This window comes from Ilumatobacter sp. (genome assembly GCF_046290335.1).
Lineage (GTDB): Bacteria > Actinomycetota > Acidimicrobiia > Acidimicrobiales > Ilumatobacteraceae > Ilumatobacter_A.
The window spans coordinates 1,257,610-1,271,752 of sequence record NZ_JBKAGH010000001.1 but is presented as its reverse complement, the minus strand read 5'-3'; the positions used below and the strand labels follow the sequence as shown (position 1 = coordinate 1,271,752).

Annotated in this window: 11 protein-coding genes; 6 read left to right on the top strand and 5 right to left on the bottom strand. The window is 67.5% G+C overall.

Going from position 1 to position 14,143, the window contains the following annotated elements; all coding sequences use genetic code 11:
* Positions 1-32: 32 nt before the first annotated feature.
* A complete protein-coding gene (locus tag ACE37B_RS05715; protein WP_409922312.1) occupies positions 33-2,462 on the bottom strand; it encodes a CocE/NonD family hydrolase in 2,430 nt (809 codons plus the stop codon).
* 182 nt (positions 2,463-2,644) lie between these two features.
* On the opposite strand from ACE37B_RS05715, the gene ACE37B_RS05710 reads away from it, so the two are divergent.
* Positions 2,645-3,724: a M20 family metallopeptidase gene (locus ACE37B_RS05710; RefSeq protein ID WP_409922895.1), complete on the top strand. Its 1,080-nt coding sequence runs from the start codon at positions 2,645-2,647 to the stop codon at positions 3,722-3,724.
* A 41-nt stretch (positions 3,725-3,765) separates the two neighbouring features.
* Here the strand turns inward: ACE37B_RS05710 and argG are convergent, their stop codons facing one another.
* The gene (gene argG, locus ACE37B_RS05705) at positions 3,766-5,073 is read right to left on the bottom strand and encodes an argininosuccinate synthase (protein ID WP_409922894.1); all 1,308 of its coding nucleotides are present in this window, start codon (positions 5,071-5,073) and stop codon (positions 3,766-3,768) included.
* 267 nt (positions 5,074-5,340) lie between these two features.
* Complete coding sequence (locus tag ACE37B_RS05700) at positions 5,341-5,757, bottom strand: hypothetical protein (protein ID WP_409922311.1); 417 nt, start codon at positions 5,755-5,757, stop codon at positions 5,341-5,343.
* 384 nt (positions 5,758-6,141) lie between these two features.
* Between ACE37B_RS05700 and ACE37B_RS05695 the strand changes: the two genes are divergently transcribed.
* The 3 genes from ACE37B_RS05695 (at position 6,142) to ACE37B_RS05685 (ending at position 9,516) form a co-directional block, all read left to right on the top strand.
* On the top strand, positions 6,142-6,978 hold the full coding sequence (locus tag ACE37B_RS05695; RefSeq protein ID WP_409922310.1) for a glycosyltransferase family 2 protein: 837 nt from the start codon (positions 6,142-6,144) through the stop codon (positions 6,976-6,978).
* Positions 6,979-7,233: 255 nt separating this feature from the next.
* On the top strand, positions 7,234-8,538 hold the full coding sequence (locus tag ACE37B_RS05690; protein ID WP_409922309.1) for a L,D-transpeptidase family protein: 1,305 nt from the start codon (positions 7,234-7,236) through the stop codon (positions 8,536-8,538).
* A 24-nt stretch (positions 8,539-8,562) separates the two neighbouring features.
* Complete coding sequence (locus ACE37B_RS05685; protein ID WP_409922308.1) at positions 8,563-9,516, top strand: alpha/beta fold hydrolase; 954 nt, start codon at positions 8,563-8,565, stop codon at positions 9,514-9,516.
* Between the two features lie 45 nt (positions 9,517-9,561).
* On the opposite strand, the gene ACE37B_RS05680 is transcribed toward ACE37B_RS05685, so the two are convergent.
* On the bottom strand, positions 9,562-10,536 hold the full coding sequence (locus tag ACE37B_RS05680; protein WP_409922307.1) for an MBL fold metallo-hydrolase: 975 nt from the start codon (positions 10,534-10,536) through the stop codon (positions 9,562-9,564).
* 137 nt (positions 10,537-10,673) lie between these two features.
* Entirely contained in the window at positions 10,674-12,347 is a 1,674-nt protein-coding gene (locus ACE37B_RS05675; RefSeq protein ID WP_409922306.1) for a hypothetical protein, read from the bottom strand.
* A gap of 215 nt (positions 12,348-12,562) precedes the next feature.
* Here ACE37B_RS05675 and ACE37B_RS05670 point away from each other — a divergent pair, with 215 nt between their 5' ends.
* On the top strand, positions 12,563-13,357 hold the full coding sequence (locus tag ACE37B_RS05670) for an ABC transporter ATP-binding protein (protein ID WP_409922305.1): 795 nt from the start codon (positions 12,563-12,565) through the stop codon (positions 13,355-13,357).
* A complete protein-coding gene (locus tag ACE37B_RS05665) occupies positions 13,354-14,139 on the top strand; it encodes an ABC transporter ATP-binding protein (protein WP_409922304.1) in 786 nt (261 codons plus the stop codon). The genes ACE37B_RS05670 and ACE37B_RS05665 overlap by 4 nt, the downstream gene beginning before the upstream one ends.
* The last annotated feature ends 4 nt before the right edge of the window (positions 14,140-14,143 follow it).

Below are 14,143 nucleotides of genomic sequence, written 5' to 3'. Positions count from 1 at the left end.
AAATGGCGTCATCCGCCACAGCTGGCGCGGTGTCAGCGGAGGCGGCAGGGCTGTCCCTTCAGCGAGTTGCAGTCCGGGTAGGCGGCGGGCGCCTGGATGCCCGGGATCACCGGGAGCACCAGTCGGGACGGCGTGGACGGACCCACACCGATCTGCACCTGTTCGCCGTTGCTCAACGTCTCGAACACCCAGGTGGCGCGGTTCCCACCGGGAGCGTCGACCATCAGTCGGATCTGCGAGCCCGCTCGGAACGTGTGAGCGAACGGGAAGATCTCCACGCGAGCGAGGGCGAACGGCTCGTCGTCGTCGGGGCCGGGCAGCGGTGCTGCGTCGGCCTCGAGATGTGTGTGCACCGGACGGAGCTCGGTCGACTCGGTGTCGTCGAGCGCCCGATGGCTGGCTCGCAACCAGCCGGACTGCACCATCACCTCGTTGCCGTCAGGGCGCAGCTCGGTCAAGGTGACCTCGAGATCGGTGTCGCCGAGGTTGCTGTTGACCCACAGATCGGCGGAGGCCGAGCCGACCATCACCAGCGTCTCCGTCAACGGAGCCGACTGGAAATCGGCGAACGTGCCAGGCGCCGGCTCCTGCCAATCCCAGACGACGTCGGTGCGCCACAGATCGGACGAGTTGCCATCCCAGAACGTGGCGGGCACACCGTCGGGCACGGCGAGGTAGTCGACGGTGCCGTCGTCGGCGGCTGGCGAGCCGAGCAGGGCGCCGTCGGCCCCGAGGTGCCAGGTCGTGGCGACGGTCGACGGAATCGGCCACGTCTCGAACGTCTCGACATAGCGGGCGAGCGGCGTGAGCGGGGCGGCCCCCTCTGCCGCGCCTTGTTCGAACAGCACGTGAATCGGCGGCTCGGCCTCGAACGCCGCGAGCGCATCGGCGTGACTCAGACCAGCGAAGCGATCGTCGGGCAACGTGATGTCGGTGGTGCCGAAGATGCCGCCGGCGAGGATGGGCCCGACGATCCGGGCGACGTCGAGTGACGGGGTGCGTTCGGCAACGTACAGGTCGAGGAACTCCAGCATCCGGGGAAGGACGGCCGGGCTGATCGACTCGGTGTGGAGGCCGTTGAGCAAGGTGACGTACAGGTGATCCGTGCCGGTGAAGCGGTCGAGCATCGTCGGGAATCGCCCTCCCGTCTGCTCGTCCTGCCAGGCGCCGGCGAGGAAGGTGGGCACCGTGATCTGGTCGACGAACACACGCGGCGCGAGTTCGTCGCCGAGTTCGGGCGTGTAGAACCCGTTGGCTCGGATCTCGGCGACGAGGTCGGGGTTCTGGAGTCGCAGCGACTGGTTCGCCGCGCACGTCTCGTCGCCCGACTCGATCCGGTCGGTCGCCCACCCCTGGCCTTCGTTCGTGAAGTCACCGTCGGGCGTCAGCGCGGGCTGGCCGTCGTCGACGCGGTCCTGGGTCCACTCGACTGCGAACCCGGTGTTGAGGATGCCACCCGGGTAGAGGGTGGCCTGGTAGCTGTCGTCGAGCACCGAGACCGGGGTGATCGCCGACAGGCTCGGCGGCTGTGTCTGGGCGACGAAGAGTTGGCTGATGCCGGGGTAGGAGATCCCGACCATGCCGGCGCGGTTTCCCTGCACCCACGGCTGCGCCGCGACCGCCTCGACGACGTCGTAGCCGTCGAGGCTCTGCTGGTACTCGAAGAAGCGGAAGGATCCGCCGCTGCATCCGCTCCCGCGGATGTTGACGCCGACGTAGGCGTACCCGAGCGCCGTGAACAGGTCGGCGAACCCGCCTGCCTCGGGGTCGCTCGGCGTGTAGCCCGAGTACTCGACCACGGTCGGATACGGGCCGTCTTCGACCGGTCCGGGCAGCACGACGTTGGCGCTCAGGAGCGTGCCGTCACGCATCTCGATGTAGCCGAAGCCAGGAGCCGGAAGCCGCTGCTCGGCGTAGAACGCCGGCGCGGGGTGCTCGTCGCGGCCGAGCACGTCGATCGGCTCGGTCATCGCCGCCGCGTCGACGATGAGTCGGACATCGGCATCGGCGTCGACGCCGCGGACGAGCAGCGACCCGTATTCGTCGATCACGCCACCGAGGCCCTCGCCCAGGTCGATCTCCTCGAAGCCGGTCGTGGTGACGGACGCGTCGACGACGCGCACGTCGGTACCGGGCTCGGCGCCGGTGATGGTGATCTGCTCGACGCCCGGACGGATCTCGCCGAACCCCTCGACGAGCGGCAAGGTCTCCGCAGGCGACTCGTCGGCTTCCTCGTCGGCTTCGTCGTCGGCTTCGTCGCTGAGCTGGTCGTCGGCCTCGTCGGGTGCGGACTCGTCCGTCGTCGTGGCCTCGGTGCCGGCTGGCGCTTCGGTGCTCGCCACATCCGCGTCGTCGGAATCAGACGACGCGTCGTCGCTCCCCGAGCACGCGGTGATCGCGAGGGCCGAGGCGGCGAGGAGTCCCATGACACGGGTGCGGAAAGGTTGGCGTCGTCGTTGCACACGAAGATGTTGACAGGTCGAGCGTGCAATGTCGCGGCCGAGCCGACGACGAGCGCACCGTGACGACCCAGAGGGGTTCGATCTGGGCATCGCGGCTCGTTCAGCGGGGGCGTAGCGTGGAGCCTGTGAGTGATGATGTGCTGACCGGTGCCGTGTCCCCCGATCGATTCGACCTGGAGGCGATGCTCGACGACCTGAAGGTGCTGGTCGAGATCGAGTCTCCGTCACTCGACGTCGAGGCGGTGACCACGTCGGCCAACGCTGTCGGCGCGATGATCGAGCGTCACCTCGGTGGCGACGTTCGATTGGTCGACAGCCCGGTCGGACCGCACGTCCACTGGTCAGGCGGCGGCGAGCCGAAGGTGCTCTTGCTCGGTCACCACGACACGGTCTTCCCGATCGGAACGCTGGCGGAGCGACCGTTCCGGGTCGAGGACGGCATCGCGACCGGCCCGGGCGTGTTCGACATGCTCGGCGGCATCGTGCAGGCGCTGCACGGCCTGGCCGCACTCGACGACCTGTCGGGTGTGGAGATTCTGCTCAGCGCCGACGAAGAAGTCGGTTCGTTGCATTCGCGCGACTTGATCGAAGCTCGCGCCGCCGCCTGCGGGAACGTGCTCGTGCTCGAACCGTCGGCAGACGGCGGGGCGCTCAAGACCGGTCGCAAGGGATGCGGCACGTTCGACGTCGTGATCTCGGGGCGGGCAGCGCACGCCGGACTGGAACCCGAAAAGGGTGTCAATGCGCTGGTCGAGGCGGCGCATCAGGTGCTCGCCATCGCGACGTTCGCACGACCCGAAGTCGGTACGACCGTGACGCCGACAGTCGCCTCGGCCGGCACCGCCGACAACGTGGTGCCGGCGCAGGCCAGGATCCGGGTCGACGTCCGCGTCGAGTCGGCCGACGAGAAGGAACGGGTCGAGGCGGCGATGGCGGCGTTGCGCCCGGTCGACCCCGCATCGACCATCGAGGTGAACGGGTCGATCAGCCGCCCGCCGATGCCCGAGTCCGCCTCCGCCACGCTGTTCCCGTTGGCCTCGCGGGCGGTGCCGGGCATCGCTGGCTACGCCGTCGGCGGCGGCAGCGACGGCAACTTCACCGCAGCGATCGGCGTGCCGACCCTCGACGGGCTCGGGGCGGTCGGCGGTGGCGCCCACGCCGACTCCGAGCATCTCGTCGTGGCGACGATGCCCGCCCGCGCCGCCCTCGTCGCCAACGTGGTCGCGCAGCTCACCCACCCCAGCTCGACACCTGGGGTCTGACCCCACGTGTCGAACACCTGGGGTCTGACCCCAGGTGTTGGTCAGCGGTCGAGGGCGGGGGTGATGTCGCCGGAGGTGAGGGTGCCGACGTTGCGGTACACGTCGAGCTTGTTGCGGGTGTCGGCGATATCGAGATTGCGCATCGTCAGCTGACCGATGCGGTCGAGCGGGCCGAAGGCGGCATCCTCGACGCGTTCCATGGACAGACGATCGGGTTCGTAGGTCAGGTTCGGGCTGCGCGTGTCGACGATGGAGTAGTCGTCACCGCGCCGCAGACGGATGGTGACCTCGCCGGTCACCGCCGAGCCGACCCAGCGCAGCAACGGCTCACGCAGCATCAGGCTCTGCGGGTCGAACCAGCGCCCCTCGTACAACAGGCGCCCCAGCCGGCGACCCATGGTCGTGTAGTTCTCGAGCGTGTTCTCGTTGTGGATGCCGGTCAGCAGACGCTCGTACGCGATCTGCAACAGCGCCATCCCAGGGCCTTCGTAGATGCCGCGCGACTTGGCTTCGATGATCCGGTTCTCGATCTGGTCGCTCATCCCGAGCCCATGGCGTCCACCGATGGCGTTCGCTTCGAGCACGAGGTCGACCTGGGACTCGAAGCGACGCTCGTTGATCGCAACCGGCCAACCTTCGACGAAACTGACGGTGACGTCCTCGGTCTCGATGGCGATTGCCGCATCCCAGTGAGCGACCCCCATGATCGGTGACACGATCTCCATCGAGGTGCCGAGTTCCTCGAGGGCCTTCGCTTCGTGGGTCGCTCCCCAGATGTTCGCGTCGGTGGAGTACGCCTTCTCCGACGGGTCCCGATAGGGCAGTCCTCGTTCGACCAGGAAGTCGCTCATGCCCTGGCGGCCGCCGAGTTCGTCCACGAACTGCGGGTCGAGCCACGGCTTGTAGATCCGCAGTTTCGGGTTGACCAGGAGCCCGTAACGGTAGAACCGTTCGATGTCGTTGCCCTTGTACGTCGAGCCGTCGCCCCACACGTCGACTCCGTCTTCCTGCATCGCCCGCACGAGCAGGGTTCCGGTGACGGCGCGGCCGAGCGGGGTCGTGTTGAAGTAGGTCTTGCCCGCGGTGCGAATGTGGAACGCTCCGCACTGCAGTGCGATCAGACCCTCGCGGACGAGTTCGTCACGACAGTCGACCAAGCGGGCCACTTCGGCGCCGTACACCTTGGCGCGATCGGGCACGGTCTCGAGTTCGGGCTCGTCGTACTGACCGAGGTCGGCGGTGTAGGTGTAGGGGATCGCGCCGCGCTCGCGCATCCAGGCGACGGCAGCGCTGGTGTCGAGGCCGCCAGAGAAGGCGATGCCGACTCGTTCCCCGATCGGCAGCGACATGAGCACGTTGGTGGTGCGTGCTGTCGTCGCGTCGACAGGCTCGTGGGCGTCGCCGTGTTGATCGTCGCGGGGATCGCGGTCTGCTGAGGTGGTCATGCGCCGTGCACGATACCGGTGGCTCGTCGCCGCATCGTGGAAGGTTCCCGCCTCGACCAGGTGCCACGCGCTGCGCTCGGACCCGGCGAGTGTCCGGTCGACGATCGCCGTCGATGGTCCCACGCGGTTGCATGCTCCCCCGTGGCGAGGAAGGCTGACAACGGGCCAGAGCTACCGACGGTCGCGGCTGGCCGGGTCCGGCTCGCCCCGGTAGGGCTCGGCGGGGTTCGGCTCGCCGGCACCGACGACTCGGTATCGGCCGGTCGAGGCAACAGCGCTGAGGATCAGCAGCGACAACGAGATCACGAGTTCGGTGAGCGCCAAGCCAGCCGAGCGGGAGAAGTCGGGGACGGCGATCAGCACGGTGCCGCCAGCCGCGATGACGCTCAGCCACAGGAGTCCTCGGACGTTGTAGAGCACGGCGAGCGCCATCAGCAGCACGACGACGAACGGGATCATGCGCACGGCGGCGGGGGTCGGCTCCGAACGAGGGCCGACCCACCAGGTCGCGATGCCGATCTGCACGCTTGCCTGCCAGACGGCTGCGTAGGCGAAGCCCGCCGCGAGCCAGCCGACAGCCAGCAGCATCCGCCAGGTACCCGTGAGATCGCCGGGGCGCACTCCGAGCAGCGCCAAAGGAGGTGGGGCGGTCGCCGGTGACGATCCTGGTCGCGGTGACGGCCCTGGGAGCAGCTGCGAGGAGGGTGGTGGTGTCGATGACGGTGACGGCGGTGCCGCAGATCCGGTCGGTGGCGGCGGCAACTCGGACATCGCGCGCAGGCTACCGGTCGATCGAAAATCATGGCTCGTCGAGCGCCGACGGCATCCGGCCGCCAGCGGCCGCTCACTCCTGCCGACCCTCCGCCCGGCCCGGGGCCGTTCCTCCGGCGTCGCTCCGCCAGGCGCGCGGCCGTTCCGTCGGCGGCGTGGGTGAGGACGCCGAGGCGCGCTCGCGGGCTACGGTCTCGGGTCGTGACACGCGACCAGGCACCAATCGTTCCTGCCGATCCGAGAGCTGGCGACCCGGTCGGAGCCAAGCAGCTGAACGACTCGGGTGTGTCACCCGTTGCGCCGTTCGCCAAGTTGTCGATCTTCTATCCGATGTGGAACGAGGAGCTGTACATCGAGCGGGCACTTGCTGCCGGGCACCGTGCTGGGCGGCGTCTCATCGAGCGCGGTGACATCGCCGACTACGAACTCATCGTCGTCAACGATGCGTCGACCGACCGGACCGGAGAGATCGCCGACCGGCTGGCGGCCGCGGACGCGCGGGTGGTTGCGGTGCACCATCCGCAGAATCGAAAGCTGGGCGGCGCCATCAAGACCGGCTTCGCCGCAGCGACGGGCGACCTCATCCTCTACACCGACGCCGATCTGCCGTTCGACATGGCCGAACTTCCTCGGGCCGTCCGGTTGATGCGCGATTACGACGTCGATCTCGTCAGCGCCTACCGCCTCGACCGCACCGGTGAGGGCTACTTACGCACCGTCTACACGTTCTGGTACAACCTGTTGATCCGCACGATGTTCGGCGTGAAGGCGCGTGACATCAACTTCGCGTTCAAGTTGTGCCGGGCCCGGCTGTTCGACCATGTCGAACTCCGTAGCGAAGGATCCTTCATCGATGCCGAACTCGTGATCCGGGCGACGCGGTTGGGATTCGAGATGCTGCAGTTCGGCGTCGACTACTTCCCCCGGACGCGCGGCGAGTCGACACTGAGTTCGCCGGGCGTCATCTTGAAGATCCTGCGCGAGATGCGCGAACTGCGCAGCGATCTCGACGGTATCCAACCGATCCGGACGGACTGAACCTGCTGACTGATCTGCTCGGGCACGGCGACGGACGTCGACACACGACTGGCGCTCATCGGCATCGGGCTGGATCGGGGTTGGACCGGGGTCGGACCGGTGTTGGCTCGGAGCACGTCGGACTTCGGAAACGGTGAAGGCCCGCGAAACACCGTCGTCGCGCGGCACCGGGTCTGTCCAGGACGGATATCGTCGTCGGCGACGTCGCTCCGAACAGCATCCTCCGAACAGCATCCCGGGCGCGACCACTCCATCGTGAACCAGCCGAACCGACCTCCCAAGAGCCCACTCGCCCAATGGCTGCCCGCGATCGCGGCGGCCGGACTCCTCGGTTCGGTGGTGGTGCTCGGCATCGTCCTCGGCGGTGGGTCCGGTGACTCGAGTGACGGCACGTCGGCCGACCCGGCGTCGATTCTCGATCCGGTCGCGCCAGCGCTCACCGTGCCCGACTCGATCCCGGAGGTGACCGCGACCGTCCCGACCACGGCGCCCGTCGTCAAGACCACGCTGAACCGCACGCTCGCACGAGGCGTGGCGGGTAGCGACGTCAGCGACGTGCAACTCCGCCTCACCGAACTCGGGTTCATGCCCGGACCCGCCGACGGCATCTACGGCGACCAGACCATCCAGGCCGTGTGGGCCTACGAGAAGCTCGTGCTCGACGTACCGTCGAACGCGCCGAGCGGACGCGTGACCCCCGAGATGTGGGATCGGATGCAGGATCCGTTCGTCATCCAGCCGCGTCGCCCCAACGCGACGAGTGTCAACCACACCGAGATCTACCTGCCCGAGCAGGTGGTCGCGGTGTTCCACGATGACAAGCCGGTGCTGATCTCACACATGTCGAGCGGCACGGGCGAAGAATGGTGCGAGGAAGTCACGATCAGCCCCGGCGAATACGGCAACCGGGATGGCGAGGAGCCGTTGATTCGAGGCGAGTGCGGTATCTCGAACACTCCAGGTGGCGTGTTCGAGTTCTACCGACAGGTCGACGGCATCCGTGACAGCGCGCTCGGCAGCATGTGGAACCCGATGTACTTCAACTACGGCATCGCGATCCACGGCGCGCTCAACGTGCCGCTGCAGCCGGCGTCGCACGGCTGCATCCGCCTGCCGATGTCGGTCTCCGACGTCTTCCAGAGCTTTGCATCGATCGGCGATCAGGTTTACGTCTGGGACGGCATCAAGGAACCGGAGGAGCAGAGCGAGCGCGAGCGGCTCCCGACGTTCAACTGGCTGGACCCGGAATGGGCAGCGACGACGACGACCACCACGACCGTGCCCGAAACCACCACGACCGTTGCTCCGGAGACGACGACGCCACCGGACACCACGCCCGACACGACTCCCGATACCACCCCTGACACGACCCCGACGGCGACCACGGTGCCGCCGACCACGGTGCCAGTGGCCACGACGCCGGCTGCGACGACGACCACGGTCGCTGCGAGCGGTACCGGAGGCGATGATGGCGGCGGCGATGATGATGATGGCGACGGCGGTGGCGGCGATGATGGTGGCGGCGGCGACACGGCCGACGGCGGATCCGGCGACGGCTGATCACGGTCGCTAGGTTCGGCGTCGATGACTGACGACACGCCGCTGGTTGCCTACGACGAATTCGCGCTGTTCCACGAGAACATCGCAGAGTTCGAGCTCGACGTGGCCGAGATCCCGCCGGTCGAGCGCCGGGAGATCGGTCTGCCTCACGACCTCGGCCGCCACGTCAGCGCGCTGCGATGGGGACGCCATGAGCCGGAGATCGTCGTGATTCACGGCGGAGCGCAGAACGCGCACACGTGGGACACCGTGCTGCTGGCGTTGGGCCGCTCCGCCGTCGCGATCGACCTGCCCGGGCACGGCCACTCGCACTGGCGTTCTGACGGTGCCTACAGCCCGCCGAACCTCGCCGACGACGTGGCTCCGGCCGTCGCCGACCTGGCGCCCGATGCGGCGGTCATCGTCGGCATGTCGCTGGGCGGGCTCACCGCGATGGAGCTGGCGGTGCGCCACCCCGAGCTCGTCCGACGGCTCGTCATGGTCGACATCACCCCCGGTGTCAATCAGCGCAAGGCCAAGGCCGTCCTCGATTTCGTCGACGGACCACAGACGTTTGCCAGCTTCGACGATCTTGTCGCGCGCACCATCGAACACAATCCGACGCGCTCGGAGTCGTCTCTGCGACGAGGGATCCTGCACAACGCCAAGCAGCATCCGGACGGTTCGTGGCAGTGGCGATACGACCGTTCGAGTCATGCTCGCTCGTCACTCCCGGACCCCGCTGAGCCGCCATCTGAGCCGGCCGTCGACGCCACTCCGGTGCTCTCTCCGATGTGGGACGACTTCAGCCGAGTTCGTTGCCCGATGACGCTCGTCCGTGGCTCACTGTCGCCGGTCGTCGACGACGCCGACGTCGCCGAGGCGCGGCGGCGCCAGCCCGACCTCGACGTGGTCGTGGTCGACGGCGCAGGTCACAGCGTGCAAGGCGATCGTCCGGTCGAACTCGCTGCGATTCTCGCTGCGCTGCTGGCGAGCTGACGCGGCGCCACGCCTGCCCGCCGGGTTGACGCGCTGGGCGGCCGATCAGGCGAGGCAGCGCAGCGGGCGGTTGCCGTTGTAGACGATCATGTCGGTGATCGCCCCGACCAGGTCGATGGGAGCCCCCGGGGCTGCCCCGTCGAGTTCGAACATCGCCCGGTGGAGATTGCCGACGATGCGTTCGCTGTCGCTCAGCTCCGCGAACTCGCCGAGATCGGTGTCGCGGGCAGCCTCGAGTGGGGTCACACCGGACGCGTGCGCGTCGAGTGCGACGCGCTGCACGAAGCGGTAGTAGTCGCCGAGCCGATCGAGGACCGACATGTCACAGACCGGGCCGTGCCCCGGAACGACGACGTCGGCATCGAATGCACGCAGTCGATCGATGGCGTCGAGGGCACCGGTCACCGATCCCATCAGGACGAACGGGGTTCCGCCGTTGAACACCAGGTCGCCACTGAACAGCACGCGTTGTTCGGGAAGCCATGCGACGACGTCGTTGTCGGTGTGCGCAGGGGTGCCGATGTAGTGCAGTTCGACCCCGATGTCGCCAGCGTGGACGTGCAGGTGATCGGTGAAGGTGATCATCGGTGGGGCGACCTCGAGGTGACCCCAGTCGGGGGAGGGGTCGCCGAACACGCCGTCGAAATGGGTGATCCCCGCTGCGAGGATCGCGGAACGGCAGCGCTCGTGGCCGACGATGGCCGCCGGGTGTGTCAGGAAGTTGCCGTGGGTGTGGTCGCCGTGGTGATGCGTGTTGACCACCACGCGAATCGGCTCGGCGGTCACCTGGCTGACGTGATCGAGGAAGCGGCGGGTCCGGCGTTCGGTGGCGCATGTGTCGACCGCGACGACGCCGTCGCCGACACCGCCCACCACGAAGCCGGTGTTGTTGATCCACCACGTTCCGTCCGGCTGCACGTATGCGAAGACTCGGTCGGCGACTTCCTCGACGCGCGGCGGGTCCAGGGCGCCGACGCGCGGCGGGTCCAGGGCGCCGTGATCGTGATGATGCGAACTCATCGCATGATCATCGCAGGTCCGCACGCGCGGTCGCCGTCCGGCCGACGGGGGCCAGCTGTCTCGCCCCGCCGTGGTCGTGGACGGGGCCGACGTCAGGCGCCAACTGCCTTGCTCCGTGGCGGGTTCAGTGGGCGGGCTCAGGTGCAGGCGGTGATGCCGTCGAGCGTGCCGCGGCGGAACGAGTCGATCTTTTCGAATGCGCTGCCGATCACATCGTCGCTGGCGTTCTCGTCGCCGATGATGATGGCGGTCTGGATCGCTTCGGTGAGGTCGTTGGGTGAGATCGACGCGGTCCGCCCCTCCGCTCGAGGCTGCGGGAGCTGGATCCGGAACAGGCCGGTCTCGGGGTCCTCGACGAGCACGAGTTCGCCGTTGGCATCGCGAACGGGGATCACCGAGTTGACCCAGGCGCCGGTCAAGCAGTCATTGCGAAGCTGGCGGGCCTCGCCGACGAGCGAGGAATTGGTCGAGCGCTGTGCTGCTTCGGCCCAGGCGGTGCCGATGACGTATCCGGGTCCGAAGTCACCGAATTCGTCGTACAGGATCCTCGCCTGGGGCTCGTTCAGATACACGGTGTTCGTGTCCGGGCACAGGACCGCACCGTCGTCGTAGCGGCCGACCGGCGAGTCGCAGTCGACCTCGGCGATCGACTGCGTCGGCGCGAGTTCGAGCGGCTCGAAGTTGGGGAACACGACCTCGAGATCGGTGTCGAAGTACAGGTTGAGGTCGGGAACGAGGAAGCTGAACAGCCCGTTGGGCGGGTCGAAACCGAACGGAGCGTTGCCGCCGGAGGCGGCGTCGTCGGTACCGAGGAAGTTGAGTGGCGTGAGTGGCAAGGGAGCGTCGATCAGCTCGGCGCACCGTGACAGGCCCTCGCGAAAGCCGACCTGGAACGCGCCGACCCGGTCGAAGCCCGAACCGTGACTTCCGTTGACGTTGGGGGTGGTGCCGACCGGATCCTGGACCTCGATCATCGCGATCAGGCCCGCTCGGACGTCGCCGTCGCTGAACGGCACGCCGAACGCGTCGCCCGCGGCGGCTCGACCCGCCCACGCTCCGGAGATGCAGTCGGCCTGCTGCTCGGTCGCCACGGTCGGCAAGCCGAGGTCGAGCGCGCCGCTGCGCTGCTGGATCGCGTGGCCGTACTCGTGTGCGAGCACGATGCCGATCGTGGCAGGTCCGTAGCGCTGGGCGAGCGAGAACAGCAGCGGTTCCTGCTCGACGCCGCCGGGGAACACGATCGGCTCGTCACCGTCGTCGTAGACGATGAAGTCGCCGACCGGGCAGTAGAACGCAACGAAGAACTGCAGGTCCTCGTAGTCGGTCGTTGCCTCCCCGCACCCGGGGATCGGCTCGACCCGTTCGGGGTAGCCCGCGTACACGCCGCCTTCGAGCGGACGCCACGGCTCGTCGTAGGCCGCCGGGTAGGCGTCGGTGAGCCACGCCTCGATGTCGCTGAGGGTGGCGAGCAAGAAGTCGTCGTACGCGCGTTCGGGTTTGTTCGAGCCGAAGTCGATCGCATCGGGATCGCTGACGATCGGATCCGCGAGCGTCGTGGACGTCGACGCCTCGTCATCGGCCGTGTCATCGGCTGTGTCATCGGCGGTGTCATCGGCGGTGTCATCGGGATCGGCGTCGACCGGAGCGAGGTCGTCGGGATCGACCGGTGTGGTGGATTCGAACGGGTCGCCGTCGAGGGACGTCGTCTCGATCCGATCGGACTGTTCGCTCCGCACCAGCACGTCGGAGCTGCCACACGCAGCGATCACGAGCGTCGTCAGGGAGAAGATCAGTGCGAGCCGCGTCCTCACGAGGCGACTCTAGACACTCCGCTCCCGCCGCGGCACGCGGGCTCGCCATCTCGCCGCCATCGCACGACGATCTCGCACGGACCGGCCAGTGATTCCGTGGCGGCCGGGTCGGTCGGTTCTTGCTCCTCCGGTTTGTGACGGTCGGCACTTGTCATGCTACGTTGCCGACCTCGTAGGAACCGGACGTCTCGTCGTCCGATCGAAGGGGGAGATGCATGGCATTGCTCGAGGTGAATGACATCTCGGTGAGATTCGGTGGCATCGTCGCATTGAGCGACGTGACCTTCGACATCGACGAAGGCTCCATCTGTGGCCTCATCGGTCCGAACGGTGCGGGCAAGACGACGATGTTCAACGTCATCAGTCGTATCTACGACCCGACCTCCGGAGTGATCAGCTTCAACGGGCTCGACCTCGTCGGCACCAGCGCCAACGACGACACGACCGCAGATGTTCCGCCGCACAAGATCTCCGAGATCGGCATCTTCCGCACCTTCCAGAACCTTGCGCTCTGGGATCGGATGAGCGTCATCGAGAATGTCATGGCGGGAGCACACGTCCGGTCGAAGCAGAACATCTTCACGGCGATGCTCAACATCGGCCGCCGCAAGGAAGAGAACGAACTCCGCCAGGAAGCGTTCGAGATCCTCCACAACCTCGATCTCGCGCACGTCGCCTTCCAGCAGTGCGCAGGGCTCCCGTACGGGACGTTGAAGCGGATCGAACTGGCTCGGGCGATGATGGGGCATCCGAAGCTGCTGATGCTCGACGAGCCAGCCACCGGCCTGACCCACAGCGAGGTCGGTGAACTCTCGGACGTCATCCAGAAGATTCGAACTGACTACGACCTCACGATCCTCCTGGTCGAGCACCACATGGGCCTCGTGATGAGCATCTCCGAAAAGGTGGTCGTGCTCGACTTCGGCAAGAAGATCGCGCAGGGCCTTCCCTCCGAGGTGCAAGACGACCCGGCCGTCATCGAGGCCTACCTGGGAGCGCCGGCATCATGAGCGACGACACACACACCCCCACCGATAACGCGGCGACGGTATCGGAGCCGTCGGCCACGGCAGCGCCATCTGGCGCTCGCGTGCTCGACGTTGCCGGTCTCTCCGGCGGGTACGGTCAGATCCAGGTCCTGCACGGCCTCGACTTCCACGTCGACGACGGTGAGATCGTGGTCATCCTCGGTGCCAACGGCGCGGGAAAGACCACCACTCTGCGTGCGGTCTCCGGCATGATCGCCACCACGGGCAGTGTCACCCTCCGAGGTGAGCAGATCCTCGGCAAGAAGACGCCGGACATCGTTCGCAAGGGCGTCGCCCACGTCCCGCAGGGTCGTGGCACGTTGCCCGAACTCTCGGTCGAGGACAACCTTCGGGTCGGTGCCTACATTCGCAAAGACGGCGAGGTCGACGCCGACATCGAGCGGTGGTTCGACGTCTACCCGGTGTTGCGCGAGCGGCGCAATCAGCGCGCCGGGTCGTTGTCCGGTGGCGAGCAGCAGATGCTGGCGGTGTCGCGGGCACTCATGTCGCGTCCCGATCTGTTGCTGCTCGACGAGCCGTCACTGGGTCTCGCCCCACTCATCGTGCAAGACCTCTTCGCGCGGTTCGCCGAGATCAACAAAGAGACCGGCATGACCATGCTCGTCGTCGAGCAGAACGCCCAACTCGCGTTGGGTATCGCCGACCGCGGCTACGTCATCGAATCCGGAACGATCGCGTTCGACGGTCCCGCCGACGAACTCATGCACGACGACAAAATCCGCAAGGCCTACCTGGGAGTCTGACGAC